The sequence below is a fragment of the Micromonospora yongxingensis genome, assembly GCF_052601155.1.
Genome location: NZ_JBQXEO010000020.1, coordinates 76004 through 102891 on the forward strand (window position 1 = coordinate 76004; position 26888 = coordinate 102891).

Annotated in this window: 28 protein-coding genes; 15 read left to right on the forward strand and 13 right to left on the reverse strand. The window is 72.4% G+C overall.

Annotated elements, in window-relative coordinates; translation table 11 throughout:
- Positions 1-45: 45 nt before the first annotated feature.
- On the reverse strand, positions 46-1500 hold the full coding sequence (locus ACTWLT_RS22750; RefSeq protein WP_445320137.1) for an NYN domain-containing protein: 1455 nt from the start codon (positions 1498-1500) through the stop codon (positions 46-48).
- 128 nt (positions 1501-1628) lie between these two features.
- On the opposite strand from ACTWLT_RS22750, the gene ACTWLT_RS22755 reads away from it, so the two are divergent.
- The 5 genes from ACTWLT_RS22755 (at position 1629) to ACTWLT_RS22775 (ending at position 7162) form a co-directional block, all read left to right on the forward strand.
- A complete protein-coding gene (locus tag ACTWLT_RS22755; protein WP_445320138.1) occupies positions 1629-3383 on the forward strand; it encodes a DEDD exonuclease domain-containing protein in 1755 nt (584 codons plus the stop codon).
- A gap of 129 nt (positions 3384-3512) precedes the next feature.
- Positions 3513-5306 carry a RelA/SpoT family protein gene (locus ACTWLT_RS22760; RefSeq protein WP_445320175.1) on the forward strand — a complete coding sequence of 598 codons (1794 nt, stop codon included), beginning with the start codon at positions 3513-3515 and terminating at the stop codon, positions 5304-5306.
- 53 nt (positions 5307-5359) lie between these two features.
- Positions 5360-5902, forward strand: a complete 543-nt coding sequence (locus ACTWLT_RS22765; RefSeq protein ID WP_252419601.1) for an NUDIX hydrolase — start codon at positions 5360-5362, stop codon at positions 5900-5902.
- Complete coding sequence (locus ACTWLT_RS22770; RefSeq protein ID WP_445320139.1) at positions 5899-6795, forward strand: nucleotidyltransferase family protein; 897 nt, start codon at positions 5899-5901, stop codon at positions 6793-6795. The genes ACTWLT_RS22765 and ACTWLT_RS22770 overlap by 4 nt, the downstream gene beginning before the upstream one ends.
- A 79-nt stretch (positions 6796-6874) precedes the next feature.
- The gene (locus ACTWLT_RS22775; protein ID WP_074313163.1) at positions 6875-7162 is read left to right on the forward strand and encodes an Lrp/AsnC family transcriptional regulator; all 288 of its coding nucleotides are present in this window, start codon (positions 6875-6877) and stop codon (positions 7160-7162) included.
- Positions 7163-7234: 72 nt separating this feature from the next.
- On the opposite strand, the gene ACTWLT_RS22780 is transcribed toward ACTWLT_RS22775, so the two are convergent.
- The 5 genes from ACTWLT_RS22780 to ctaE form a co-directional block, all read right to left on the reverse strand.
- Positions 7235-7924: a DUF4142 domain-containing protein gene (locus ACTWLT_RS22780; protein ID WP_445320140.1), complete on the reverse strand. Its 690-nt coding sequence runs from the start codon at positions 7922-7924 to the stop codon at positions 7235-7237.
- 192 nt (positions 7925-8116) lie between these two features.
- A complete protein-coding gene (gene qcrB / locus ACTWLT_RS22785; RefSeq protein WP_445320141.1) occupies positions 8117-9748 on the reverse strand; it encodes a cytochrome bc1 complex cytochrome b subunit in 1632 nt (543 codons plus the stop codon).
- Positions 9745-10827 (reverse strand): cytochrome bc1 complex Rieske iron-sulfur subunit, encoded by a 1083-nt coding sequence (gene qcrA / locus ACTWLT_RS22790; RefSeq protein WP_445320142.1) that lies wholly within the window; start codon positions 10825-10827, stop codon positions 9745-9747. The genes qcrB and qcrA overlap by 4 nt, the downstream gene beginning before the upstream one ends.
- Positions 10828-10891: 64 nt before the next feature.
- The gene (gene qcrC / locus ACTWLT_RS22795; protein WP_445320143.1) at positions 10892-11728 is read right to left on the reverse strand and encodes a cytochrome bc1 complex diheme cytochrome c subunit; all 837 of its coding nucleotides are present in this window, start codon (positions 11726-11728) and stop codon (positions 10892-10894) included.
- 72 nt (positions 11729-11800) lie between these two features.
- Positions 11801-12400, reverse strand: a complete 600-nt coding sequence (gene ctaE, locus ACTWLT_RS22800; protein WP_252419595.1) for an aa3-type cytochrome oxidase subunit III — start codon at positions 12398-12400, stop codon at positions 11801-11803.
- A 108-nt stretch (positions 12401-12508) separates the two neighbouring features.
- On the opposite strand from ctaE, the gene ACTWLT_RS22805 reads away from it, so the two are divergent.
- The 4 genes from ACTWLT_RS22805 (at position 12509) to ACTWLT_RS22820 (ending at position 15484) form a co-directional block, all read left to right on the forward strand.
- A complete protein-coding gene (locus ACTWLT_RS22805) occupies positions 12509-13486 on the forward strand; it encodes a cytochrome c oxidase assembly protein (RefSeq protein ID WP_445320144.1) in 978 nt (325 codons plus the stop codon).
- 106 nt (positions 13487-13592) lie between these two features.
- Complete coding sequence (locus ACTWLT_RS22810; protein WP_252419593.1) at positions 13593-13988, forward strand: response regulator; 396 nt, start codon at positions 13593-13595, stop codon at positions 13986-13988.
- 89 nt (positions 13989-14077) lie between these two features.
- Positions 14078-15124 carry an anthranilate phosphoribosyltransferase gene (gene trpD / locus ACTWLT_RS22815; RefSeq protein ID WP_252419592.1) on the forward strand — a complete coding sequence of 349 codons (1047 nt, stop codon included), beginning with the start codon at positions 14078-14080 and terminating at the stop codon, positions 15122-15124.
- A 153-nt stretch (positions 15125-15277) separates the two neighbouring features.
- Positions 15278-15484, forward strand: coding sequence for a hypothetical protein (locus tag ACTWLT_RS22820; RefSeq protein WP_445320145.1), 207 nt, complete (start codon positions 15278-15280; stop codon positions 15482-15484).
- Positions 15485-15598: 114 nt separating this feature from the next.
- Here ACTWLT_RS22820 and ACTWLT_RS22825 read toward each other — a convergent pair whose 3' ends face one another.
- A complete protein-coding gene (locus tag ACTWLT_RS22825) occupies positions 15599-16024 on the reverse strand; it encodes a cytochrome c oxidase subunit 4 (RefSeq protein ID WP_252419590.1) in 426 nt (141 codons plus the stop codon).
- A 9-nt stretch (positions 16025-16033) separates the two neighbouring features.
- Entirely contained in the window at positions 16034-17005 is a 972-nt protein-coding gene (gene ctaC, locus ACTWLT_RS22830; RefSeq protein ID WP_252419589.1) for an aa3-type cytochrome oxidase subunit II, read from the reverse strand.
- A 208-nt stretch (positions 17006-17213) separates the two neighbouring features.
- Between ctaC and ACTWLT_RS22835 the strand changes: the two genes are divergently transcribed.
- Positions 17214-18365 carry a cysteine desulfurase family protein gene (locus ACTWLT_RS22835; protein ID WP_445320146.1) on the forward strand — a complete coding sequence of 384 codons (1152 nt, stop codon included), beginning with the start codon at positions 17214-17216 and terminating at the stop codon, positions 18363-18365.
- Positions 18362-18595 (forward strand): sulfurtransferase TusA family protein, encoded by a 234-nt coding sequence (locus tag ACTWLT_RS22840; RefSeq protein WP_109820182.1) that lies wholly within the window; start codon positions 18362-18364, stop codon positions 18593-18595. The genes ACTWLT_RS22835 and ACTWLT_RS22840 overlap by 4 nt, the downstream gene beginning before the upstream one ends.
- Before the next feature lie 126 nt (positions 18596-18721).
- Here ACTWLT_RS22840 and ACTWLT_RS22845 read toward each other — a convergent pair whose 3' ends face one another.
- The 3 genes from ACTWLT_RS22845 to ACTWLT_RS22855 form a co-directional block, all read right to left on the reverse strand.
- Positions 18722-19699, reverse strand: a complete 978-nt coding sequence (locus ACTWLT_RS22845) for a carbohydrate kinase family protein (RefSeq protein ID WP_252419587.1) — start codon at positions 19697-19699, stop codon at positions 18722-18724.
- A 209-nt stretch (positions 19700-19908) separates the two neighbouring features.
- The gene (gene erpA, locus ACTWLT_RS22850; RefSeq protein WP_074313193.1) at positions 19909-20277 is read right to left on the reverse strand and encodes an iron-sulfur cluster insertion protein ErpA; all 369 of its coding nucleotides are present in this window, start codon (positions 20275-20277) and stop codon (positions 19909-19911) included.
- Between the two features lie 181 nt (positions 20278-20458).
- On the reverse strand, positions 20459-21598 hold the full coding sequence (locus ACTWLT_RS22855) for a glycerate kinase family protein (protein WP_445320147.1): 1140 nt from the start codon (positions 21596-21598) through the stop codon (positions 20459-20461).
- 68 nt (positions 21599-21666) lie between these two features.
- On the opposite strand from ACTWLT_RS22855, the gene nadA reads away from it, so the two are divergent.
- From nadA to ACTWLT_RS22870, 3 genes are all read left to right on the forward strand, one after another.
- A complete protein-coding gene (gene nadA / locus ACTWLT_RS22860; RefSeq protein ID WP_445320148.1) occupies positions 21667-22866 on the forward strand; it encodes a quinolinate synthase NadA in 1200 nt (399 codons plus the stop codon).
- Between the two features lie 212 nt (positions 22867-23078).
- Positions 23079-24434, forward strand: coding sequence for a UDP-N-acetylglucosamine 1-carboxyvinyltransferase (gene murA, locus ACTWLT_RS22865; protein ID WP_308209598.1), 1356 nt, complete (start codon positions 23079-23081; stop codon positions 24432-24434).
- Between the two features lie 128 nt (positions 24435-24562).
- Positions 24563-25156 (forward strand): DUF3043 domain-containing protein, encoded by a 594-nt coding sequence (locus tag ACTWLT_RS22870; RefSeq protein ID WP_252419584.1) that lies wholly within the window; start codon positions 24563-24565, stop codon positions 25154-25156.
- A 7-nt stretch (positions 25157-25163) separates the two neighbouring features.
- Here the strand turns inward: ACTWLT_RS22870 and ACTWLT_RS22875 are convergent, their stop codons facing one another.
- Together ACTWLT_RS22875 and ACTWLT_RS22880 are read right to left on the reverse strand one after the other, a co-directional pair.
- Complete coding sequence (locus ACTWLT_RS22875) at positions 25164-25472, reverse strand: branched-chain amino acid transport AzlD family protein (RefSeq protein WP_252419583.1); 309 nt, start codon at positions 25470-25472, stop codon at positions 25164-25166.
- On the reverse strand, positions 25466-26170 hold the full coding sequence (locus ACTWLT_RS22880) for an AzlC family ABC transporter permease (RefSeq protein WP_445320149.1): 705 nt from the start codon (positions 26168-26170) through the stop codon (positions 25466-25468). Before ACTWLT_RS22880 ends, ACTWLT_RS22875 begins: the two co-directional genes overlap by 7 nt.
- 99 nt (positions 26171-26269) lie before the next feature.
- Between ACTWLT_RS22880 and ACTWLT_RS22885 the strand changes: the two genes are divergently transcribed.
- Positions 26270-26830 (forward strand): helix-turn-helix domain-containing protein, encoded by a 561-nt coding sequence (locus tag ACTWLT_RS22885; RefSeq protein WP_252419581.1) that lies wholly within the window; start codon positions 26270-26272, stop codon positions 26828-26830.
- Positions 26831-26888 lie beyond the last annotated feature (58 nt).

The following is a 26888-nucleotide window of genomic DNA, read 5'->3' on the forward strand; positions in this document are numbered from 1 at the left end:
TCCAGATCAGCGATATCGGGGTATCACGGCCGACGCGAGCGGGCGTCAGGAACGGGCGAGGCGCCGCAGCAGCGAGTCGGCTCCCAGCGGGTACGCCCCGTGCCGGCGTACCCCGTCGGCGACCTCGCGGTCGGAGGAGACCACGACGACCGGACGGCCCGCCGGCTCGGCCCGGACCAGCCGCCGGATCAGCTCGTCGGCGGTCTCCCCCTTGCGGGAGAAGAGCACCCGTACGCCGCGCGGCGCCGGCGGCAGCCCGTGCATCCGCTCGGCGCCGTCGAAGACCACGGTGACCTCGTCGCCGGTCTGCGCGGCGATCCCGCCGAGCCCGGTGATCAGGCGTTTGCGCTGCTGCTCCAGCGACATCTCGCCGAAGCCGCGCTTGGTGACGTTGTAGCCGTCCACCACCAGGTGCGCCCGGGGCAGGGCGAGCAGCTGGTCGAGGCGGGCCGGGTCGTCGGTGTCCCGGGCACGCGCGGACGGGCCGGCCGGCGCGGTGCCGGGCTGCTCGGCGAACGCGTCGGCGACGAAATCGGCGGGGAGCTTGTCGACCGGGTCCAGTGCCAGCTCCCGGCGCAGCCCGACGGCGGCCTGGCCGATGGTCTCCAGCAGCAGCCAGAGCCGGGCGTCGTCGACCGAGCGGGCCTCCTTGGCGCTGGCCCGGGCCACCCCGGCGGCGGCCTCGGCCTCGGCCAGCCGGGCGCGGGCCCGGCGGAGCTCGGCGTCCACGTCGGCGCTGGCGCGTGCGGCCCGGCCGCGTTCGGTGGCCAGCAGCTCGGTGGCCCTGCGTTCGCGGGCCTGGGTCTCCCGCAGGGTGCGGGCCAACTGCCGGGACTCCTCGCGGAGCTGGCCCAGCTCCTCCCGGACGCGGGCGAGCTCGTCGCGGAGCTTCTCCGCCTCGACCCGGGCGACCGCCCGGTCGTGCTCGGCGCGGGTGGCCCGCTGCTCGGCCTCGCGGACCAGCTCGGCGACGACCGCGCTGTCGGCCTCGGCGCGGACCGCCGCACCGCTGGCGTCGATCAGCTCCCGCCAGCCGCGCGGTCGGGCCAGGTAGGCCAGTGCGGCCACCTCGACCGGGTCGGCGGCGGCCGGCGCGGTGCCCTCGACCACGGCCCCGCCGAGGTCTCCGGCGTCGGCCAGCACCCGCGCGGTGACCCGCTGCCGGAACAGCGGATCGGCGGTGAGCTGGGCGGCGATGGCGGGCGCGCCGAGCCGGGCCCGCCGGTTCGGGGCGAACTTGGCCACCCGGCGCAGCGGCACCGGCACCTCGTCGGCGGGCAGCCCGGGCAGCACCGCGGCGGTCATTGCCACGATCCGCTGACGGACCGGCTCGGGCAGGGTCGGCTCGGGCTCGACCGCGTGCCCGTCGCCCGGTGTCACCGGGTCGGATGTGCCCGATGTCCCGGTGACTACGTTGTCGTCCGGGTCGCCCGCGGCACCGTCGAACACGACCGGATCCTCCTGCGGGAGGTGGTCGTCGGACGGCTCGGTGAGGGGCATGTGGCAAGTCTCCCACCGCGACCGGGCCCACCGCCCGGTGAGTGAGCCGATCTCTCATCCTAGCCCCCATGGTGACTCGTGGGACCGCTGCGACGGGAGTGTCGGACCGTGGCGCTAGCGTGCCGCCGATGGCACAGGCGGAGTACGTCCAGGAGTCACTGGCCGGTCTCGACCCGGCGGTGGGTGGGGTGGACCCGGCGCTGCCGCTGTACGCGACCACCTTCGTGGTGGTCGACCTGGAGACCACCGGGGGCGCGCCCGACGGCGGCGGCATCACCGAGATCGGCGCGGTCAAGGTGCGCGGCGGCGAGCAGCTCGGCGTGCTGGCAACCCTGGTCAACCCGGGGCAGCCGATTCCGCCGTTCATCACCGTGCTGACCGGCATCACCCAGGCCATGCTGCTGCCCGCGCCGCCGATCGAGCAGGTGCTGCCGAGCTTCCTGGAGTTCATCGCCGACGCGGTGCTGGTGGCCCACAACGCTCCCTACGACGTGGGCTTCCTCAAGGCCGCCTGCGCCAAGCACGGCTACCGGTGGCCCAACCCCCGCGTGCTGGACACGGCGGCGCTGGCCCGCCGGGTGCTGACCCGCGACGAGGTGCCCAACCGCAAGCTGGGCACCCTGGCCGCCTACTTCCGCACCGCCACCCAGCCCACCCACCGCGCGCTGGACGACGCGAAGGCCACCGTCGACGTGCTGCACGGCCTGATCGGCCGGCTCGGTGGGCACCGGGTGGACACGGTCGGCGACGCCATCGAGTTCGCCCGCGCGGTCACTCCGACGCAGCGCCGCAAGCGGCACCTCGCCGAGGGGCTGCCGAAGGTTCCGGGGGTCTACATCTTCCGGGCCGCCGACGAGCGACCGCTCTACGTCGGCACCTCCGGCGACATCGCCACCCGGGTGCGCAGCTACTTCACGGCCGGCGAGAAGCGCGCCCGGATCTCCGAGATGCTGGCCGCGGCCGAGCGGGTCGAGGCCGTGGAGTGCGCGCACTCCCTGGAGGCGGAGGTCCGCGAGCTGCGGCTGATCGCCGCGCACGCCCCGCCGTACAACCGGCGGTCGAAGTACCCGGAGCGGATGGTCTGGCTCAAGCTGACCGACGGGCCGTACCCCCGGCTGTCGATCGTCCGCGACCTCTCCCCCACCGACACCGCCTACCTGGGGCCGTTCACCTCCCGGCGGGCCGCGGAGCTGGCCGCCGCGGGCTTCCACGACGCCGTGCCGCTGCGCCAGTGCACGCACCGGCTCTCGCTGCGGACCATCACGCCGGCCTGCGCGCTGGCCGAGCTGGGTCGCTGCCCGGCGCCCTGCGAGCACAAGATCACCCCCGAGGAGTACGACCACCGCGCCGCGGCCCCGTTCCGCACGGCGACCGCCAGCGACCCGCAGCAGGTGGTGGACGCGCTGCTGGCCCGGATCGACGTGCTCTCCGACGGCCAGCGCTACGAGGAGGCGGCGGTGGTGCGGTCCCGGCTGGCGGCCGTGCTGCGCGCCACCGTCCGGATGCAGCGGTTGGCCGCGCTGACCGGCATCGTCGAGCTGGCCGCGGCCCGGCCGGCCGCGCGTGGCGGCTGGGAGCTGGCCCTGGTGCGGCACGGCCGGCTGGCCGGGGCGGGGGTGTCCCCGCCGAACGTCCATCCGCGACCCACGCTCAACGCCATCCGGGCCACCGCCGAGACGGTCCCGGGCGGCCACGGCCCGGTGCCGGCGGCCACCGCCGAGGAGTCCGAGCGCATCCTGTCCTGGTTGGAGCGCCCGGAGACCCGGCTGGTGGAGATGTCCTCCGGTTGGTCGTCGCCGGTCGGTGGTGCGGGCCGGTTCCGTGACCTGCTGGCGAAGGCCGAGAACGGCGCGTCCCACCAACTCTCGACCGAACGCTCATGACCAAGTGACCGATCGGACTACGTCGACTCGCTTAGGCTGTTAGAGAAGTGCAGTCCTGCCCGATTCGTGGGCCTGCTCCCGACCGCCGGGTTCCGGTGGCCGAGGAGCCGGGGTGAGGAGGTGTCCCTCGTGGACGTCGACGCCGGACACGGCGCCGCCCTGGGGGGCGCCCTGCCGACCCAGTCCGGTGAGCTACCGCTGACCCGCCGGCTGCGGTCGTTGCTCACCTGGCCGACCACCGACTCCGATCCGGTCACGCAGCTGGTCCGGACCCATCGGGGCATCCACGCCGGCACCGATCCGGCCGTGCTGCGCCGGGCCTACACCATCGCGGAGAACATGCACCGCGGGCAGTTCCGCAAGAGCGGCGAGCCGTACATCACCCACCCACTCGCGGTGGCGCAGATCTGCGCCGAGCTGGGGATGGACACCACCACCCTGGTGGCGGCGCTGCTGCACGACACGGTGGAGGACACCCGCTACACGCTCCAGGCCCTCTCGGAGGACTTCGGCGGCGAGGTGGCCCACCTGGTCGACGGGGTGACCAAGTTCGACAAGGCGTTCTACGGCAAGGCCGCCGAGGCGGAGACGATCCGCAAGATGATCGTGGCGGCCGCCAAGGACGTCCGGGTGCTGATCATCAAGCTGGCCGACCGGCTGCACAACATGCGCACCCTCGGCGTGCGCTCGGCGTCGTCGCGGGAACGGATCGCCCGCAAGACCCAGGAGGTGCTCGTCCCGCTCTGCGACCGGCTGGGCATCCAGACCCTCAAGCGCGAGCTGGACGACGTGGTGCTGCTGCACCTGGAGCCCGACGAGCACGCCCGGCTGGCCCGGCACGTGCACGACCGGCCGGGCTGGGACGCGTACCTGGAGTCGGTGGTCACGCGCGCACGGGTCGCGCTGCGGCGCAGCCGGGTCGACGCCGAGGTGAGCCCCCGACCCCGGCACCTCTACTCGATCTGGAAGGACACGGTCGCCGGCGGCCACACCGCGCCGTTCGACCTGCCGCGCATCGCCGTGGTGGTCGACGGCCCGGCCACCGACTGTTACGCCGCGCTGGGCGCGATCCACGGCACCTGGCGACCGGTCCCGGGCCGTTTCAAGGACTTCATCGCCTCGCCGAAGAACAACCTCTACCGCTCCCTGCACACCAGCGTCTGCGGCCCGCAGGACCGCACGGTGGAGGTGCTGATCCGCACGGAGGAGATGCACCGCTCCGCCGAGTACGGCATCGCCGCCGACTTCCGCTTCCCCCGCAGCGGCAGCAGCAGCGCGGCGGCCCGCGCCGAGCAGCTCGACTGGCTGCGCCGGGTGCTCGACTGGGAGCCGGACGCCGCCGACCCGGCGCAGTTCCTCGAGTCGCTGCGCTGCGACCTCGCCGAGGGGCAGATCCAGGTCTTCTCCGACGGGCGGCAGGTGGTGCTGCCGGCCGGCGCCACACCGGTCGACCTCGCCTACGAGCTGGGCAGCGAGCGCGGCGACCACTGCCTCGCCGCCCGGATCAACGGCCGGCTCGCGCCGCTGAGCTCAGAGCTGGACGAGGGCGACGTGGTCGAGATCTTCACCGAGAACGACGGGGACAACGGCTTCGAGGCGGGCGTGGCGCCACGCGGCCCGCGCCGGGAATGGCTCGGCTTCGTCAAGTCGCCGCACGCGCAGATGCAGATCAACCGGTGGTTCGCCGAGCACACCGAGCCGGGCATCACCATCAGCGACAAGGTTCGCCTCGGCCGTGCCACCATCGGGCTCGCGCTGCGCCAGCACAACCGCGGTCTCGCCAGTGACCTGCCGCTGCTGCGCCTCTCCGAGGAGCTGGGCTACCCCGACCTGGAGACCCTGCTCGTCGCGGTCTTCGACCGGGTGATCGAACCGGACACCGTGGTACGCCAGCTCATCGACCTGGTCGACCATCGGCAGTGACCGGCGGTGCCCCAGCGCGTCCGAGGGACATTCGTGACCACTAGCCTGGAGTCATGATCCCCCGCTCCCGCGCCACCGGTCGGGCCATCTTCTACCAGGCTTTCTACCGGCTGCCCCTGCCGGTGCGCCGCCGCCTGGTGCGGTTGGCCGTGCCGAAGTACATCGTCGGCGCGGTCACCCTGGTCCGTGACGCCGAGGCGGCGGGCGCGGGCCGTCTGCTGCTGCTGCGCCAGCCGCCGGGCAAGGGCTGGTCGCTGCCCGCCGGTCTGCTGGACCGGGGCGAGGCCCCGGTGGTCGGCGCGGCCCGCGAGTTGTACGAGGAGTCGGGCATCCGGCTGCCCCCGTCCCGGCTGCGCCCGGCGGTGCCGAACGCGGTCGTGCACGCCAAGGGCTGGGTGGACATGGTCTTCGAGACGGAGGTGCCGGCCTCCGACACCGAGCTGGTGGTCGACGGCGCCGAGGTCTTCGAGGCCGCCTGGCACCCGCTCGACGATCTGCCCAAGCTGACCTGGCCGACGGCCCGGCTGCTCGCCTACTACGACATCGGGCCGCTGGCCGGGCAGTTCCCGCCGCCGGTACCCGACACCACGCCATGAGCGGGCCGGCCGGCACGCCGGCTGACGGCCTGCCGGGCGACGGGCGGGCGGAGGTGTGCGCGGTGGTGCTCGCCGCTGGCGAGGGCACCCGGCTGCGCCCGCTGACCGAACGGGTGCCCAAGGCGCTCTGCCCGGTGGGCAACGTGCCGCTGCTGGACCGGGCGCTGGCCCGGCTGGCCGGGCTCGGCCTGGCCGGTCCCGGCCGGGTCGCGGTGAACGCCTGCTACCTCGCCGACCAGGTGGTCGCACACGTCGGCGACCGTGCGCACCTGTCGGTCGAGCCCGGCGAACCGCTGGGCACCGCCGGCGGGGTGGCGAACCTGCGGGACTGGATCGACGGTCGGCCGGTGCTGGTCGGTAACGCCGACGCGTACCTCGCCGATCCTGCCGCTCCCCCGGGCCCGGACGTGGCAGCCCTGCTCGACGGCTGGGACGGGCACCGGGTACGCCTGCTGGGTCAGCCGGCCGCGGACCCGACGGCTCCGGGCACCTTCGCCGGGCACAGCTTCACCGGCTTCTCGCTGCTGCCCTGGCGGCTGGTCCGTGACCTGCCGGTGGTCTTCTCCGACCTGGTACGCGCGGTCTGGCGGCCCGCCGAGGCGGCCGGCGCGCTGGAGGTCGTCGCCTACCGGGGCACCTTCTACGACACCGGAACCCCGGCCGACTACCTGGCGGCCAACCTGCACGCGGCGGCCGGCGGCGCCGTGGTCGACCCGTCCGCGTCGGTGACCGGCCGCTGCGTGGAGTCGGTGGTCGGCGCGGGCGCGCGGGTGCACGGCGACGTGCGGCGCACGGTGGTCTGGCCGGGCGCGACGGTACGCGAGGACGAGCGGCTGTGCGACGTGATCCGGGCCGGGGACGGCTGCACCGTGCCGGCAGCCGCGCACGACTGAGCCCCGACGGCTCCCGCCTCCAGGCCCGGGCGGAAACATCTAGCATGGGCGACGACGCCGACGAACGGAGAAATGTGCCGTGATCACCGCGATCGTGCTGATCGACTGCGCCACCGACGCGATCCCCGAGGTCGCGGAGAACCTGGCCAACCTTCCCGGCGTGAGCGAGGTCTACTCGGTGGCCGGGCACGTCGACCTCATCGCCATCGTCCGGGTCCGCGAGTTCGACCAGATCGCCCAGGTCATCGCGGGCAGCATCTCCAAGGTGCCGGGCGTGCTCAACACCGAGTCGCACATCGCGTTCCGCGCGTACTCCCAGCACGACCTGGAGGAGGCGTTCGCGATCGGCCTGGCCAGCGCCGACTGACCCGCCGGCCGGTGCGGGACGCACGGCGGCCGGTCCACCACGTGGGTGGACCGGCCGTCTGCTGCCGCTACGTCAGCTCTCGGTCGGAGCCGGCGTCTCGGTGGTGCCGCCGCCCGGAGCCGGCGACTCGGTCGTGCCGCCCGGAGCCGGCGACTCGGTGCCGGTGCCGCCCGGAGCCGGCGACTCGGTGCCCGTGCCGCCCGGGCTGGGCGTGCCGCTGGCGCTGGCCTGCGGGACCGGGATGCCCAGCTGGTTGGCGAGCTGGACCAGCTCGTCATAGTGCGCCTGCAGGATCGGCAGGGCGGTCTGGGCCAACTGGACCACCGACTGCTCGGAGCCCTGCGAGATCTCCGTCTGGGTGGCCTGGATGGCCTGGACGTGACCGGCCAGCTCGCTGGTCACCCAGAGCCGGTCGAACTCCGCGCCGCTGGCGTTGTTCAGCTGGTCGATGACGGCCTGCTGATCGGCGCTGGGCTCGTTCGGCAGTTCCACCCCGAGCTGGGACGCGGTCTGCTGCACCGTCTGGTCCAGCTGGGTGTGGTCGGTCTTCAACATCGCGCCCAGGTCCTTGACCCCCTGGTTCTGGCCCTTCTGCTGGGCCAGGTCACCGGCGGTGATCTCGAACAGGTTGACCTGGTGCACCGCCTGCAGATACTGGGTGTCCTGCGTCGACGGCTGTGCCGCGGCCTGCGCGGCCGCGGCCGGCGCAATGCCGACCAGTACCAGCGCGGCCAACAGGCCGAGGCGTTTGATACCCAACATGCTTCCCCCCCTTGAGACGTTGGACCGCACGGATACCCGGCTCACCGGGGTTATTCCTGCGATCGCCCGTCGCGCGGGGTCGACCGGTCGCGCCGTGGCCGTCCGACTCCTGGCCGGATGGGCGGGGACGCCGAAACGACGTCGCGCCCGCCGGAAATCCGGCGGGCGCCACGTAACGGTGCGTTCGGTGGGTCAGCGGCGGCTCTCGCCGCTGCCGATCTCCTCGCGCTCCGGCCGGGCCTCGACGGGCGGGTGGCCCGGCGAGACCGGTGCCTCGACCGGCTTCTCGATCGGGTAGAAGAAGCCCCGGACCGCCGGGCCGAGAGCCCCGAGCCGGTTCATCTTCTTCGGCACCACCCAGCCGGCGTACTCCAGCTCGCCGTGGCCGTCCGCGTGCCCGTCGGCCGCGCTGAGCGGCTGGTGCACCTCGACGAACCGGCCGTCCGGCAGGCGCCGGATGATGCCGGTCTCCACGCCGTGCGCGAGCACCTCCCGGTCGTGCTGCTGCAGACCCAGGCAGAGCCGGTAGGTGACGTAGTACGCCAGCGGCGGGACCACCAGCAGGCCGATCCGGCCGGCCCAGGTCATCGCGTTGAGGCTGATCTGGAACTTGTCGGCGATCACGTCGTTGGCGCCGGAGAGCGTCAGCACGACGTAGAAGGCGACGGCCATGGCGCCGACCGCGGTCCGGGCCGGAACGTCGCGGGGCCGCTGGAGCAGGTTGTGGCTCTTGCGGTCCTTGAGGTGCCGGGCCTCCAGGAACGGGTACATCGTCGACAGGCCCACCAGGATGCCGGGCAGCACCACCGTCGGCCAGAACAGCGGCGGGATGACGTACCCGTCGCCGATCGGGATGGGGATCTCCCACGCCGGCATGAGCCGCGTCGAGCCGTCGAGGAACATGACGTACCAGTCGGGCTGGCTGGCGGCGGAGACCACCCATGCCTCGTACGGACCGAACAGCCAGATCGGGTTGATCTGGAACAGACCGCCCATCAGCGCGATGACGCCGAAGACGACCATGAAGAAGCCGCCCTGCTTCAGCGCGTACCGCGGGAACATCCGCTCGCCGACCACGTTGCCGTTGGTCCGGCCCGGGCCGGGCCACTGGGTGTGCTTCTGCTTGAAGACCAGGCCCAGGTGGACGCTGATCAGCGCGACCAGCAGGCCCGGGATGAGCAGCACGTGGGCGATGAAGAACCGGCTGATGATGATCGTGCCGGGGAACTCACCGCCGAAGATCGACGAGGTGAGCCAGGAGCCGATCACCGGGATGGACAGCATGATCGCCGAGGCGATCCGCAGGCCGGTGCCGGACAGGCCATCGTCCGGCAGGGAGTAACCGGTGAAGCCGGCCAGGAAGCCGACCCAGAACAGCAGCGAGCCGATGATCCAGTTGGTCTCCCGCGGCTTGCGGAAGGCGCCGGTGAAGAAGACCCGCAGCATGTGCACGACGATCGCGGCCATGAACAGCAGCGCCGCCCAGTGGTGCATCTGCCGCATCACCAGACCGCCCCGGACGTCGAACGACAGGTCCAGGCTGGAGGCGTACGCGGCGGACATCGGCGTGCCCTGCAACGGCGCGTAGCTGCCGTCGTAGACCACCTCGGTCATGGCGGGCTCGAAGAAGAAGGTCAGGAACACACCGGTCAGCAGCAGCACCACGAACGAGAACAGCGCGATCTCGCCGAGGAGGAAGGACCAGTGGTCCGGGAAGACCTTGTTCAGCAACCGGCGCAGCGGGGTGGCCACCTGGAAGCGGTCGTCCACTCCCACCGCGGCCTTGCCCGGCGTCGCCGCAAGGTCAAACTTTCGACGCTTCATGGCCGCTCCCAGAAATCAGGCCCGACGGTCTCGGTGTAGTCGGACTTCGCCACGAAGAAGCCCTCGGAGTCCACCTCGATCGGCAACTGCGGCAGCCGCCGGCTGGCGGGGCCGAAGACGGGCCGGGCGTTGTCGGTGATCAGGAACTGGGACTGGTGGCACGGGCAGAGCAGCCGGTTGGTCTGCTGCTCGAACAGGCTCGCGGGGCAGCCAGCGTGGGTGCAGATCTTGGAGTACGCGGCGTAGTTGCCCCACATGTAGTCGCCGTGGCCGATCCGCTCGTTCGCCCGGCGCGACTCCTGTGCGTCGGAGTCCCGCAGGTGGATCAGCAGCGTCGGCGAGTCGGCGTGCTGGTTGCTCACGCCGTGCTCGATGCCCGGGAAGACCGTCAGCTGGCCACCGCTGCTGATGTCCGCGGGGCGGACCGGCCGGCCGTCCTCGCGGACCAGGCGGACCCGCTCGCCGCCCTCGGCCGCCGCGAAGCCGGTGGTGAACATCTGGTTGTTCTTGTGCGGCTGGGAGATCAGACCGCCGACCAGCGGCGCCGCGACCACCGCGCCGACCGGCGCGAGACCGGCCAGCAGCGAGATGCCGAGCAGGGGGCGACGCTTCACACCCAGTTCGTCGGCCATGTAGAGCATGGTCTGGCCGGTGACGGTGCGGCTGTCCTCGTCCACCGCGCCCTCGTGCCGGTCCTGGATCGAGACCTCCTTGGGCAGCAACTTCTTGCCCCAGGTCAGGATGCCGAAGCCGACGGCGAGCAGCGCGACGCCGAGGGTGAGGCCGAGCAGCGGGGTGTAGAACTTGTCGCCGCCACGGCCCGGCTCGTACTGCCACGGCCACCAGATGTAGATCGCCAGGAAGGCGGTCGCCGCCAGGCCGGTGATCAGGAACATCCCCGCCACGAACCGGGTGAGGCGACGCTCGGCCTTGGTGCCGGGCTGCACCTGCGGTTCGTAGTGGACGATCTCGATGTCGTCCCGGCGCGCACCCTCGCGGACGATGTCGAACCGGGTCACCCCGGGCGCGTTGATGTCGAGCGGCTCCCGGGCCTGCTGGGCCTGGTGCTCCGTGCTCATGCCGTCACCTCGCTACGGGTGGCGCCGAGCGGCACCACAGCACTGAATCGGATGATCCGCTCGGTCACGACTTGCCCGCAATCCACAGGCTAGCGAAGACGAGCGCCACGATGCCAACCAGGAAGATCGCCAGACCCTCGGTGGACGGCCCGTACCGGCCGAGGTTGAACCCACCCGGGTCCTGGTCGTGCTTCAGCGTCTCCTGGATGTAGGCGATGATGTCGGCCTTCTGCTCCGGCCGAAGCTGGTTGTCGCCGAACACCGGCATGTTCTGCGGGCCGCTCAGCATCGCCGCGTAGATCTGCCGGTCGCTGGCCGGACGCAGGCTCGGGGCGAACTTGCCCGAGGAGAGCGCGCCGCCGCCACCGCCGAAGGCGTGGCACTGCGAGCAGTTGATCCGGAACAGCTCACCGCCGGCGGCGATGTTGGCGTCCTCGTGGAGGTTGTCACCCTCCGGCACGATCGGGCCGCCGCCGAGTTCCTGGATGTACTGGGCCAGCTGGCGGGTCTGCTCGTCGGTGAAGAGCGGGGGCTTGCGGTGCGCCTGGGCCTCCTGCCGGGCCATCGGCATCCGGCCGGAGCTGACCTGGAACTCGACCGAGGCCGCGCCGACGCCGATCAGGCTCGGCCCGCGACCCTCGACGCCCTGGGCGTTGCGTCCGTGGCAGGTCACACAGCTCACGTCGAACAGCGCCTTGCCCTCGGCGGCGGCACCGGTCAGCGGCGGGTTGTCCTGCGCCTGCGCGCCGGGGGCGAAGACGGTGTAGGCGCCGCCGGCGAGCATCAGCGCGGCGAACAGCCGGACCGCGGCACCCAGCCGGCGGCGGCCCCTGCTGCGCGCGGCGGGCCGCCCGCGCAACCGCGCGAGCAGACCGCGTCGGCGGTCGTTGTCAGAAGTCATGAGCTGTGTCCTTAACCGGTTGGACCTTGTCTCAGGGGACGGAGCAGCGGCGCGGTTCGTGACGCGCCAAGATCACTGAAGCCAGTAGATCATGGCGTACAGCCCGATCCACACGACGTCGACGAAGTGCCAGTAGTACGACACGACGATCGCTGAGGTCGCCTGCGCCGGCGTGAACCGGCCCATGGTCGTACGGATCATGAAGATGATGAAGGCGACCAGACCGCCGGTCACGTGCAGGCCGTGGAAGCCGGTGGTCAGGTAGAACATCGAGCCGTAGCCGTCTTCGTTGATCTTGACGCCCTCGTGCACCAGCGTGCGGTACTCGTTGAGCTGGCCGAGCACGAAGATCAGACCCATCACGAAGGTGATGGTGAACCAACGCCGCAGCGCGTGCACGTCGCCCTTCTCCGCGGCGAAGACGCCGAGCTGGCACGTCACCGACGAGAGCACCAGGATCACGGTGAAGGTGGTCGCGTACGGGATGTTCAGGTGCTCGGTGTGCTTCTCCCACTGCTCCGGCGCAGCCGCGCGGATGGAGAAGTACATCGCGAACAGCGCCGCGAAGAACATAAGTTCGCTGGAGAGCCACACGATCGTCCCGACGCTGACCATGTTGGGTCGGGTCAGGGAGTGGATCCGGCTCTTGTCAATGGCTGGGGCCGCAGTCACGCCGTCATTATTGCCCCTGACCGGGGCCGGCGATCAGCGGGGTGGCAAACCTGCGCCTTCCGTGGCCCGGGCGTCAGGGTCCGGTTCGCCTGGCCTAGCCTGAAAAGCGTGCTGCACGTCGATCCGATCCTCGCCGCGACCTCGGCCGTCCCGGCCGCGGTGCTCGCGGGCACCCCGGCGCTGGCCGCCGGGGGTGAGGCGACCCCGCCCCCGTTCACCGTCGGCACGGTGCTGACCGAGACCCGGCTGGACAGCTGGCTGGCCCTCGGCCTGGTGCTCGCCGCCGGCCTCTACCTCTACGGGGTGTACCGGCTGCGCCTGCGCGGCGACCGCTGGCCCATCTCCCGGACGGTGTTCTTCCTCGGCCCCGGCCTCGGCGGCATCGCGCTGGTCACGGTGAGCGGACTGCACGCGTACGACACCGCGCTGCTGTCGGTGCACATGATCCAGCACATGGTGCTCTCCATGGTGGCGCCGATCTTCCTCGCGCTGGGTGCGCCCATGACGCTGGCGCTGCGGACCCTCCCGCTCCGGCCGCGCAAGCGCCTGCTGGCGATCGTGCACAGCCGCGTCGCCCGGGTCTACAGCTTCCCGCTGGTGGCGTTCGCCATCTTCGTGGTCAACCCGTTCGCGCTGTACTTCAGCGACCTGTACCGCTTCACCTTGGAACACGCCTGGGCGCACGAGCTGGTGCACGCGCACTTCATCATGACCGGCTGCGTGTTCTTCTGGCCGCTGCTCGGCCTCGACCCGCTGCCCGGCCGCTGGCCGTACCCGGCGCGGGCGCTGCTGATGCTGCTCTCCGTGCCGTTCCACACCGTGCTCGGGCTCACCATCATGCAGAGCAGCACGCTCTTCGGCGGCGACTGGTACCCCTCGCTCAACCTGGGCTGGGCCGACCCCTGGGCTGACCAGGTGCTCGCCGGCGGCATCCTCTGGGCCGGAGGCGAGTTCGTCAGTGTGACGATGCTCGCGGTGCTGGTCGTGCAGTGGGTCAAGCAGTCCGAGCGGGAGGCCCGCCGGGTCGACCGCGAGCTGGACCGCCAGGAGGCGCGCGAACGCGCCGCCGACGCCGCGGCCGCCTGAGCTGCGCCGACGGTACGCCGGACACCCGGCGACGGGCGGGATGTCGACTGCGTCACGTCGACCGGTACGATCGGCGGGCAGCTACGAGGTGGGAGCCAGTCCAGCCATGAGCGATCGTCAGTGCACCGTCCTGCTCTACAGCGACGACCCGCAGGTCCGTGACCGGATGCGGCTGGCCGTCGGCACCCGGCCCGCGCCCGGGCTGCAGATCGAGTTCGTCGACGCGTCGACCTACGCCGAGACCATCCGGCTCGTCGACGACTACGAGATCGACCTGCTGCTGCTCGACGGCGAGGCCAGCCCGGGCGGCGGCATCGGCATCGCCCGGCAGATCAAGGACGACCGGGACGACGCTCCCCCGACCTGCGTGGTGATCGCCCGTGCCGCCGACCGATGGCTCGCCGCGTACGCCGAGGTCGACGCGACGCTGGTGCACCCGCTCGACCCGGTGACCACCGGCAGCACGGTGGCCGAGCTGCTGCGGACGCACGCACCCGCCTGACGTCCCCCGCATCCCGGCACCGCCACGGCGCCGGAGAAGTCGGCGCCGGTTCCAGCCCACCCGCACTTCGTACGCTCGGGAGGCCCGCCATGGGCGATCGGACCTGGCCGCACCTGCTCAACGCGCTGCTGCGCGGCGACGAGCTGTCCACCGCCGACACCGCCTGGGCGATGGGCGAGATCATGGCCGGCTCGGCGAGCGCGGCGCAGATCGCCGGCTTCGCCGTGGCGTTGCGGGCCAAGGGTGAGACCCCGGCCGAGTTGGCCGGCCTGGTGGAGGCGATGCTTGCTCGCTCGGTCCCGGTGGTGCTCCCCGAGGAGCTGCGCCGCACCGCGCTCGACGTGGTCGGCACCGGCGGTGACCTCGCCCACACGGTCAACATCTCCACGATGACGGCGCTGGTGGTCGCCGGCGCGGGCGTCCGCGTCGTGAAGCACGGCAACCGGGCCGCCTCCTCGCTGTGCGGCACCGCCGACCTGCTGGAGTTCCTCGGCATCCCGCTGGACCTGGGCCCCGAGCAGGTCGCCCGCTGTGTCGAGGAGGCGGGCATCGGGTTCTGCTTCGCGGCCCGGTTCCACCCCGGCATGCGGCACGCCGGCCCGGTCCGTCGCGAGGTGGGCGTGCCCACCTTCTTCAACTTTCTCGGCCCGCTGACCAACCCGGCCCGCCCCCGCGCCGGCGCGGTCGGCTGCTTCGACGCCCGGATGGCCCCGGTGATGGCCAGCGTCTTCGCCGGCCGCGGCGACTCGGCGATCGTGATGCGCGGCGAGGACGGGCTGGACGAGTTCACCACGGCCGCACCGACCCGGGTCTGGGCGGCACAGGGCGGCACCGTACGCGAGGCCGTGCTGGACGCGACGGACCTGGGGGTGCCCCGGTCCACCCTCAGCGACCTGCGCGGCGGTGACGCGGCGTACAACGCCGGCGTGGCCCGTCGCCTGCTGGCCGGCGAGACCGGCCCGGTGCGGGACGCGGTGCTGGTCAACGCCGCGGCGGCGCTGGCCACGCAGGGCCCGCTCGACGGCGACCTGACCGAGGCGCTGCGCGCGGGCCTGGACCGCGCGGCCGAGGCGATCGACTCCGGCGCGGCGGCCGCCACCCTCGACCGCTGGATCGAGACCGCCACCACGGCCTGACCCGACCCGCGTGCCTGCCCGCCGGCTGCTGCTGGGCGGAGCACGCGGAAATGTCGGACCCGGGTGCGAAACTACAGTCGAGTAGTTCTCCGCTTCCGTTACGCGCCGTTGTGGCCTCCGGGGGCGGCCCGCCCGTAATGAGAGGAGACGCCCGTGTCGGACCGCGAGCTCTACTGCGACGTCTGCGAGGGCGTGGCACCGTTCGAGGCGCCGCCCTGCGCCGACGGCCACGGCGCCGACTGTCCCGAGCTGGTCTGCACCGGCTGCGGCGCCGCCGTGGTGATCGCCACGTTCACCTTCGGCGTCACCCGACTGGCCGACCGCAGACGCCGCCAGCCCACCCGCCGCCGCGCCGCCTGAGCCACGACAGCGGCCGGAGAGCCAGGGCTCCCGGACGACGACGAAGGCCCGCTCCCCCACGGGGGGACGGGCCTTCGTGGTGATACGGGTCGGCCGCCACGGCGACCGGTCGGATCAGTGCTCGGCGGTGCGCCGGGTGCCGGTGTAGTACTCGAACAGCAGGCCGCAGGCGGCGAAGACGACCGCCACCATACCGGCGCCGACCAGCCACAACTGCCAGAACACCAGGCCCATGCCGGCGATCGCGGCGGCCAGCGCCAGACCGAACGGCCAGTAGCTGCCCGGGCTGAAGAAGCCGACCTCACCGGCGCCGTCAGCGATCTCGGCGTCCGGCCGGTCCTCCGGCCGCAGGTCGATGCGGCGGGACACGAACCAGAAGAAGCCGCCACACATCGTGCAGAGCAGGAAGGACAGCAGCAGCGCGACCGTGCCCACCCACTCGACAGCGCCGGACTCACCCGCGGTCCAGGCGCCGTAGAGGATCGTCGCGCCGGCCAGGAACGCGGCGATGATCAGGAAGATACGCCATTCGGTCTTCATGCCGCTGCCTCAGCTTCCCGTACCGGCCGGAATGTTGTCCGGGTTGAAGTTGCTCTGCGTCCGCCGGGTCTCGAACGGCTGCGTGGTCTCCGCGTACGGCTTCTCACCGATCTCGGTCAGCGCGTCCTGCGTGGACTTGCCGCTCTGCTTGGCCGCCAGGAACTGGTCGTACTGCTCCGGCGAGACCACCCGCAGCTCGAAGTTCATGAACGCGTGGTAGCTGCCGCACAGCTCGGCGCAGCGGCCGACGTAGGCACCCTCGGTCTCCAGACTGGAGACCTCGAACACGTTGCGGATCTTGCCCGGCATGACGTCCCGCTTGAACAGCAGCTCCGGCACCCAGAACGAGTGGATGACGTCGCGGCTGGTCTCCTCGAACCGGATGGACCGGTTGGTCGGGAGCACCAGTACCGGGATGACCTCGCTCGTGCCGAGCGTGGACGCGGTGGTGCGGGCGTCCGCGCCCTGCCCGTCGCGGTAGTTGAACTGCCAGTTCCACTTGAACGCGACGACCTCGACGATGACGTCCGGGTTCTTCGACACCTTGTTCACGTCGGTCTGCACGATCGCCGTGTAGTAGAAGAGCACCGAGACGATCAGGATCGGCGCGATGGTGTAGAGGAACTCCATCGGCATGTTGTAGCGGGTCTGCACCGGCAGCGCGTTGCCACGCTTGCGGTAACGCACGACACACCAGAAGATCAGGCCCCACACGAAGACGCCGACCGCGAGGGCGGCGATGCAGGAGGCGATCCACAGGTCGTACATCCGCCGGGACTCGGCCGAGATGCCGCCCTGCGGCCAGCCGAAGCCGTCGAAAGCCGCACCGACGTCACAGCCCGTGAGCAGCACCAGCAGCGCCACACCACCGAGACCGAGACCGGCCACCCGGCCGGCACCGCGCCGCCGGCGTCCACCGACCCCCGGGGAAGCGCTGTGCCGTACGGCCGACGACCGTACCTCCGAACTCCTTGCGACCACCTGGTCCTGCCTCCCTAGCGCGCCGCGGTGCGTCTTTCCTCAGCACCGGCGGCAAAGGCGTCACCGACGGTCGCAGATTACTCGACCATGACGGCCTCGGCCGTGGTGGGGTCACTGTCCGCCCCCATCGGGGGGATCCGGGGCATACCGCCGCGATAGCGTTGGGATCCGTGAGCGAGCCCCGCAGTCGCGAACAGAAGGCGGCACCGTGAGCGCATCCCCGGTCTACCTGGACGCGGCGACCGCCGCGCCGCTGCATCCAGTGGCCCGGCAGGCACTGCTGGCCGCCCTCGACGACGGCTGGGCCGACCCCGGCAAGCTCTACACCCAGGCCCGACGTGCCCGGCAACTGCTCGACGCCGCCCGCGAGGCCACCGCGCAGACGCTCGGCGTGCGCGCCGACGAGCTGTCCTTCACCCCCAGCGGTACGGCGGCAGCGCACGGCGCGGTGCTCGGTGGCCTGGCCGCGCGGCACCGGGTCGGGTCGACGCTGGTGCACTCGGCGATCGAGCACTCGGCGGTGCTGCACGCCGCGGAGCGGCACGTCGCGACCGGCGGCACCGCCGACGCGGTGCCCGTCGACCGGCTGGGCCGGCTGGACCTGACCGCCTGGTCGGACGCGGTCCGGGCCCCCGGCGTCGCGCTGGCCGCCCTGATCACCGCCAGTCACGAGGTGGGCACCGTGCAACCGGTCGTCGAGGCGGCCGCCGCGTGCGCCGACGCCGGGGTGCCGCTGTACGTCGACGCAGCGCAGTCGGTCGGGCGTGTGCCCCTGCCGGCCGGCTGGTCGGTGCTCAGCGCCAGCGCGCACAAGTGGGGCGGCCCTCCCGGGGTGGGGGTGCTGGCGGTCCGCAAGGGCACCCGCTGGGAGTCACCCTGGCCGGCCGACGAGCGGGAGGGCGGACGTACCCCCGGCGCGGTGAACCTGCCCGCGGTGGTGGCTGCGGCGGCGAGCCTGCGCGCGGCGGCGGCCGACGCCGCGGCGCAGGAGAGCCGGCTGGCGCCGCTGGTGGACCGGATCCGGGCGCGGGTCGCCGTGGAGGTGCCCGACGTGGAGGTGGTCGGCGACCCGGTGCACCGGCTCCCCCACCTGGTGACCTTCTCCTGCCTGTACGTCGACGGCGAGGCGCTGCTGCACGCGCTGGACAGGCGCGGCTTCGCCGTGTCGTCCGGCTCGTCCTGCACCTCGTCGACGCTGCGCCCGTCGCACGTGCTGGAGGCCATGGGGGTGCTCTCGCACGGCAACGTCCGGGTCAGCCTGCACCGGGAGACCACCGAGGCGGACGTGGAGCGGTTCCTCGCCGAACTGCCCGGCATCGTCGCCGGGCTGCGCGCCGAGGCGGGGGTGGTGGGGCTGTGACGATGCCGGACGAGGTGCTCGACTGCCGTGGCCAGCGCTGCCCGCTGCCGGTGATCGCGGCGGCCCGACGGATGCCCGAGGTGCCGGTCGGCACGGTGGTCCGGGTGCTCGCCGACGACCCCGCCGCGGCGGTGGACATCCCCGCCTGGTGCCGGATGCGCGGCCAGGAGTTCGTCGCCGCCATCACCGGCCCCGACGGCCCCGCCTACGACATCCGGCGCGCCCACTGACGTCTGCTCCGTGCCTGCGACGATGCGCTGCTCTTGATCGTTGGAGGCTCAGCGGTCTCTGTCACGGCGTGTCGCGCTGCTGAGCGTCCAACGATCAGGAAGGCCGACCGTAGAGCAGGAGGTCACTCACGGCAGGAGGTGCGGGCGGATCTCGTCGGCGGCCGTGTCGCCGTAGGACTCGGCGAGGCGCTTCACGAACAGGTCGCGGCGGACGTCGTACTCCTGGGTGCCGACGGTCTCCAGGACCAGCGTGGCCAGCAGGGAGCCGACCTGGGCGGCCCGCTCCAGGCCGAGCCCCCACGAGAGCGCGGTGAAGAAGCCGGCCCGGAAACCGTCGCCCACACCGGTCGGGTCGACCGCGCGGATCTCCCGCGCGATCGGCACGTGGATCGGGTCGATGCCGCGGCCCGCGATCTCCACACCGTGCTTGCCCAACGTGGTGACCCGCACCTTGACCAGGTCGAGCAGCTGGTCGTCGCTCAGCCCGGCCTTGCTCTGCAGCAGCGACTTCTCGTAGTCGTTGGTCATCAGGTACTCGGCGCCCTCGATCAGCGCCACCACGTCCTCCCCCGGCATCCGGGCGAGCTGCTGCGAGGGGTCGGCGGCGAACGCGTACCCACGGTCACGGCACTCGGCCGAGTGGCGCAGCATCGCCTCCGGGTCGTTGGCGCTGACCAGCACCAGGTCCAGGCCGCCGAGCCGGTCGGCGACCGGAGCCAGCTCGATGTTGCGGGCCTCACTCATCGCGCCGGCGTAGAACGACGCGATCTGGCACATGTCGGTGTCGGTGGTGCAGACGAACCGCGCGGTGTGGGCGACCTCGCTGATGTGCACCGAGTCGCAGTCCACGCCGTGCCGCTCCAGCCACGAGCGGTAGTCGGCGAAGTCGGCACCCACCGCGCCGAGCAGCACCGGACGCAGCCCGAGCTGTCCCATGCCGAAGGCGATGTTCGCCGCCACGCCGCCGCGGCGGAGCACCAGGTCGTCCACCAGGAACGAGAGGGACACCTTGTGCAGCTGATCGGCGATGAGCTGGTCGGCGAAGCGACCGGGGAAGCTCATCAGGTGATCGGTGGCGATCGAGCCGGTCACGGCGATCTTCATGTCAACCCTCGGGGTCGGGAGCAGGGCGCGGTCAGCCTACCGGCCCGGCCACCCGGCAGTGTCCGCTCGGTCGGACTACGGCAACCTGCGAGTAACCGCGCACCCAGCGCCGTCCCGGGACCGCTCCCATCCCCGCTGGTCACCGCTTGCACAACGACGACGGGGCCGTCCCGAAGGACGGCCCCGTCGTCGTTGGTGCGTGGCGTGACTCAGTTGAACGAGTCACCGCAGGCGCAGGAGTTGCCCGCGTTGGGGTTGTCGATGGTGAAGCCCTGAGCGTCGATCCGGTCGGCGAAGTCGATCGTCGCGCCGGACAGGTACGGGGCGCTCATCCGGTCGACGACGACCTCGACGCCACCGAAATCGGTGACGACGTCACCGTCGAGCGAACGCTCGTCGAAGAAGAGCTGGTACCGCAGGCCGGAGCAGCCACCCGGCTGCACCGCGACGCGGAGCCGCAGGTCGTCGCGGCCCTCCTGCTCGATCAGGGCCTTGACCTTCTGCGCCGCGACGTCGGTGAGGACGACGGAAGTAGGGGCCTTGGCCTCGGTCGACTCGGTCTGCGCTGGCGTGGTCACGTGGAAGTCTCCCTGCGCGGTATGGGTCCGGACGCACTGGCCAACGCCGCGCGCCGTCCAGTGATTCCCGGTTGTGGTCCAGGTCCGATCGTACGCCGCCCGGGCCGGACGCACCCGCGTGGCGTGACCCCCGCCGCAGGTCGGCCCGGTCGCGGCCACGCTCCCCGCGCGGCCGGAGCGCTCAGCGGCTCCACTGCCGGGCCAGCCGGGCGCCCAGCTCGCGCAGCCCGTCGGCCGGTCGGCTCATCGCGGCGGTGAGCCCGCCGCCCTCCTCCCCGCCGAAGTGCTCGACCAGGCTGTACGCGTCGGTCACCCCCGCCGCGGCGGCCTCCCGCCGGCCGGTGCTCACCTGCCCCGCCACCACCACGCAGGGGACCCCCCGGTCCCGGGCGGCCCCGGCCACCCCGGCGACCACCTTGCCGCGCAGCGACTGGTGGTCGAAGGACCCCTCGCCGGTGATCACCAGGTCGGCGGTGTCGAGCGCGGCGTCCAGCCTGGTGGCCCTGGTGACCAGGCCGATGCCCGACTCGCAGCCCCCGCCCAGGGCGAGGATGGTCGCACCGATGCCGCCGGCCGCACCCCCGCCGGGCAGCGCGCCGAGGCCCGCCGGGCAGCCGGGCAGGTCCCGCTCCAGCACCGCCGCGAAGCGCTCCAGCGCGGCGTCGAGCAGCAGCACGTCGGCCCGGTCGGCGCCCTTCTGCGGGCCGAACACGTTGCTCGCGCCGTGCAGGCCGAGCAGTGGGTTGTCCACGTCGGTGGCGGCGACCAGCCGGGCGCCGCGCAGCCGGGCGGCGCCGTCCAGCGCCGCGACCGCGGTCAGCGCGGCCCCGCCGTACGGCAGTGCCGCCCCGGCGGCGTCGAGCGGGGTCACGCCGAGCGCGGCCAGCATGCCGGCGCCGGCGTCGTTGGTGCCGGAGCCGCCCAGCCCGATCACCACCGTGCGGGCCCCGCTCTCCACCGCGGCGGCCACCAGCAGCCCCAGCCCGTACGACGTGGTGGCCTTCGGGTCCCGCTCGGCGGTGGCGAGCAGGTGCAGCCCGCACGCCTGGGCGCTCTCCAGGTAGGCGGTCGTGCCGTCGGCGGTGATCAGGATCTCACCGGCTGCCGGCCGGCCCAGCGGGTCGACCGTCCGCACCGGCACCCGCCGGCCGCCGAGGGCCTCGGCGAGCACCTCCACGAAGCCCGGCCCACCGTCGGCGAGTGGCCGGATCAGCAGCTCGTCACCGTCGGCGACGGTGCGCCACCCGGCGGCCACCGCGGCGGCCACCTCCGGTGCGGGCAGGGTGCCGGCGAACTTGTCGGGGCAGAGCAGCACACGCATGCCGAGCAGTGTGGCAGCCCACACCGACGGAAGCTGCGGCGCGCTCGCGCTGTGGGACCATGGGCTACGTGACTTCGACCTGGGTGGAACCCTCCAACACGGCGACGGCTCTGCTGCTGCTCGGCCGGGGCAGCGACCCCGACACCGAGCGCGGCGTCGAGTGTCCGGGCGACCTGCCGGCGCCCAGCGACCCCGACCTGGTGGCCCGCGCCACGGCGGCGAAGGCGAAGCTGGGCAGCAAGGTCTTCGTGCTGGGGCACCACTACCAGCGCGACGAGGTGATCCAGTTCGCGGACGTGACCGGCGACTCGTTCAAGCTCGCCCGGGAGGCCGCGGCCCGTCCGGACGCGGAGTACATCGTCTTCTGCGGCGTGCACTTCATGGCCGAGAGCGCCGACATCCTGACCACCGACGCCCAGCGGGTGATCCTCCCCGACCTGGCGGCGGGCTGCTCGATGGCGGACATGGCCGTGCTGGGCCAGGTCGAGGCCGCCTGGGACACGCTGAGCGAGCTGGGCATCGCCGGCGAGACGGTGCCGGTGACGTACATGAACTCCTCGGCCGACATCAAGGGCTTCGTCGGCCGGCACGGCGGCGTGGTCTGCACCTCCTCCAACGCCAAGCGCGCCCTGGACTGGGCGTTCGAGCAGGGGTCGAAGGTGCTCTTCCTGCCCGACCAGCACCTCGGCCGCAACACGGCGGTGCTGGAGATGGGCCTGTCGCTGGACGACTGCGTGCTCTACGACCCGCACAAGCCGGGCGGAGGGCTCACCCCGGAGCAGCTGCGCGACGCCAAGATGATCCTCTGGCGGGGGCACTGCTCGGTGCACGGCCGGTTCACGCTGGAGAGCGTCAACGACGTGCGGGAGCGGGTGCCGGGCGTCGACGTGCTGGTCCACCCGGAGTGCCGCCACGAGGTGGTCACGGCCTCCGACTACGTCGGGTCCACCGAGTACATCATCAAGACCATCGAGGCCGCCCCGGCCGGCTCGGCCTGGGCGCTCGGCACCGAGCTGAACCTGGTCCGCCGGCTGGCGCTGGCGCACCCGGACAAGCAGATCATGTTCCTGGACAAGGCGGTCTGCTACTGCTCGACGATGAATCGCATCGACCTGCCGCACCTGGTGTGGGCGCTGGAGGAACTGGTCGCCGGCCGGGTGGTCAACCAGATCACGGTGGACGCCGACACCGCGCACCACGCCCGGGTGGCCCTCGACCAGATGCTCGCCCTGCCCGGCGCGGTCACCCCGCCGCCAGTCGGAGTCTGATCACGCTGGGTAGTGCCCTTGGTACGCAAAAGTGCCGGATCACCGATTAATGCCACACACGGCGATGTGACCGAGTCCTTTTTCGTCACCGAGGGCTATGCTGCCGGAGCGACGACGCGAGCGGGCCGTTTCAGTATGGCCGCATCCTGGGTAGCGACAGGGTTCACGCTCCCCACCATCAACACGACAGCACCGACACGCTGGAGGTTGCGTTGACCGACGACGTCCTGGTCGTGCACGGAGGCACTCCGCTCGAAGGGCGGATCCGCGTGCGCGGCGCGAAGAACCTGGTTTCGAAGGCGATGGTCGCCGCGCTGCTCGGCGACACCCCGAGCCGGCTGTTCGACGTGCCGAAGATCCGCGACGTCGAGGTGGTCCGGGGCCTGCTCGGTCTGCACGGCGTCAAGGTGACCGACGGCACCGAGGACGGCGAGCTCGTCTTCGACCCCGCGAACGTGGAGAGCGCCAGCACCGACCAGATCAACGTGCACGCCGGCTCCAGCCGGATCCCGATCCTGTTCTGCGGCCCACTGCTGCACCGGCTCGGGCACGCGTTCATCCCCGACCTGGGCGGCTGCCACATCGGCCCGCGGCCGATCGACTTCCACCTGCAGGCGCTGCGCGAGTTCGGCGCCACGGTCGACAAGCGGCCCGAGGGGCTGCACCTGTCGGCGCCGAACGGGCTGCACGGCACGAAGTTCGCCCTGCCGTACCCGAGTGTCGGCGCAACCGAGCAGGTGCTGCTGACCGCGGTGATGGCCGAGGGCGTCACCGAGCTGCGCAACGCGGCGGTGGAGCCGGAGATCATCGACCTGATCTGCATCCTGCAGAAGATGGGCGCGATCATCAAGGTCCACACCGACCGGGTGATCGAGATCCAGGGCGTGCCGAAGCTGCACGGCTACACCCACCGACCGATCCCGGACCGGATCGAGGCGGCGAGCTGGGCTGCGGCCGCTCTGGCCACCCGCGGTCACGTCGAGGTGCTCGGCGCGCAGCAGGCCGACATGATGACCTTCCTGAACATCTTCCGGTCGGTCGGCGGCGAGTACGAGGTCACCGACGCCCGGCCGCCGAAGCTGGGCGACCTGGGCCAGGAGGGTGGCATCCGCTTCTGGCACCCGGGCGGCGAACTGAACGCCGTGGCGCTGGAGACCGACGTGCACCCCGGCTTCATGACCGACTGGCAGCAGCCGCTGGTCGTGGCCCTGACCCAGGCCCGCGGGCTGTCGATCGTCCACGAGACGGTCTACGAGCAGCGGTTGGGCTACACCGAGGCGCTGAACTCGATGGGCGCCAACATCCAGGTCTACCGGGACTGCCTCGGCGGCACCCCGTGCCGCTTCGGCCGGCGCAACTTCAAGCACTCGGCGGTCATCGCCGGGCCGAGCAAGCTGCACGCCGCCGACCTGGTCATCCCGGACCTGCGGGCCGGCTTCAGCCACCTGATCGCGGCGCTCGCGGCCGAGGGCACCTCCCGGGTGTACGGCGTCGACCTGATCAACCGCGGCTACGAGGACTTCGAGGCGAAGCTCGCCGACCTCGGCGCGCACGCCGAGCGTCCGTAACCTCGAACACCTTCCGTTCGCTACGACAACTCCAGCTCGGCGCGTCTGACACCGCGCTGCGACCTGGAGCCGTCGGCCCGGTGCACCGCGATGTGCACCGGGCGCGAACCGTTGGCTACCCTTGCCGCGTGCCGTCGCTCTTTCGCCGCAAGTCCACCGACCTCGTCGACGAGGCCGTCCCCCCGGTGACCCCCGAGGAGACCGCCGAGCGGTCCCGGGGCTACACCCCGGCCAAGGGTCGGGAGACGCCGAAGCGGCCGACCGTCGGTCGCCGCCCGGCCGGCCCCAGCCGCCCCCTGACGAAGGAGGAGGAGCGGGAGCGTCGCCGGCAGTTGCGTGCCGAGGCCGCGTCGGAGTTCCGCCGCGAGGGCGGCCCCCGCGACCGTGGCCCGGAGCGTCTGCTGGCCCGCAACGTGGTCGACTCCCGGCGTACCGTCGGCACCTGGTTCTTCGGCGGCGCGCTGATCGTGCTGATCGGGTCGAACGCGGCCATGCCGGCGCCGGTCCGGTTGATCTCCAACCTGCTCTGGGGCGCGTTGGCGCTGGGCGTGGTCGTCGACTCGATCCTGATCTGCCGCAAGATCGGCAAGCTGGTCCGGGAGCGCTTCCCGAAGACCGGCCAGCGGATGGGTTCGCTCTACCTCTACGCGGTCATGCGGTCGATCACCTTCCGGCGGATGCGCGCCCCGGCCCCCCAGGTCAAGATCGGCGACAAGGTCTGATCCCGGCTCAGGCCACGCCGAGCAGCCGCAGCACCGCCGTGGTGGCGGCGGCGCCGACCACCACCAGGACGAACGGCACCCGCCGCCAGGCGAGCAGCACGCCGACCAGCACCCCGGCCGGTCGTGCCCAGCCGGCGAACCGCCCGGCCTCGGTCACCGCCGCGGTGGCGGCCAGCGCGGCGAGCAACGCGGCGGCGCCGACCGGCAACAGCCGCCGGGACCAGTCGGGCAGGTCCAGCCGGTCACGCAGCAGGACACCGGCCAACCGGAAGCCATAGGTTCCGGCGGCCAACGCCAGGATCACCGCGATCAGCACGACATCTCCCCGGTGCGCTCGACGACGGCAGGCGCCGGTGGGCCGGCTCCGTCGGTCGGAGTGGACCGGCGGCGGAAGGCGACAGCGGCCGGTCCGGCGAGCGCGAGCAGCACCGGCAGCCCGGCCGGCAGCACCGGCGTGGCGACGACCGCCAGCGCGGCCCCGGCCAGCGCCGCGTGCCGGGTGTCCCGGTCGCGCAGGGACGGCAGCAGCAGTGCGATCAGTCCCGCCGGGAACGCGGCGTCGAGGCCGAGCGCGGCCGGGTCGCCGACCGTGCCACCGGCGAGCACGCCGAGCAGGGTGCCGACGTTCCAGGCCACGAAGAGCAGCGTGCCGGCCAGCCAGAACGCCCGACGCCGAGCCTCGCCGGCCGGTTGGGCCAGGGTGAACGCGGTCGTCTCGTCGGTCAGCAGGTGACTGCCGAGCAGCCGGTGCCGCAGTCGGGGGCCGAGGCTGTCGCCCACGGCGAGGCCGAACGGCAGGTGACGGGCGTTGAGCAGCAGCCCGGCCAGTACGGCGGCCAGCGGGCTGCCGGCGGCCACCAGGCCCACGGCCATGAACTGCGCGCCGCCGGCGTAGAGGACGGCGGACATGGTCAGGGTGGCCCACACGGGCAGCCCGGCGGCGACCGCCACCGCTCCGAACGAGGCACCCACCGCGATCATGGCCGCGCCGAGGGCCAGTACGTCACGAAGCATCCGGCCGACCGCTGTTCGTTGTACCGTACGCATGGTTCACCATGCTGAACATCTCACCGGTGTTCGTCAAACCGAACATTGATCCAATGGAGCGAACGGATGCCTCCCGAGCCGGCCGCACCCCTGGCCACCATCGCCGCCGCCCTGCGCCGGGAGCGGGAACGGGTCGGCATCTCGCTGACCGAGCTCGCCCGCCGGGCGGGCGTTGCCAAGTCCACCCTCTCCCAACTGGAGTCGGGCACCGGCAACCCGAGCGTGGAGACCCTCTGGGCGCTCGGCGTGGCGCTCGGTGTGCCGTTCAGCCGGCTCGTGGAGCCGGCCGACGACACCATCCGGGTGATCCGGGCCGGCGAAGGGCCACGCGTCCGCTCGGAGCAGGCCGACTTCACGGGCACGCTGCTCAGCGCCGGGGCGGCGCACCTGCGTCGGGACATCTACCTGATCGACCTGGAGCCGGGCGCCGTCCGGGCAGCGGAGGGGCACACCCCTCGCAGCATCGAGCACGTGGTGGTCGCAGCCGGCCGGCTGCGGGTGGGACCCGAAGGAGGCATGGTCGAGCTGGGCCCCGGCGACTACGCCACGTTCCCCGGTGACACCCCGCACCGCTACGAGGCCTTGGTGCCCGGGACCTTCGCCGTACTCATCATGGAACATCCCTAGAGGCCGGCGGTCCCGCCGGCGCCGACGAACCGGCAGATGGGCCTGCGCCGGAATCCAG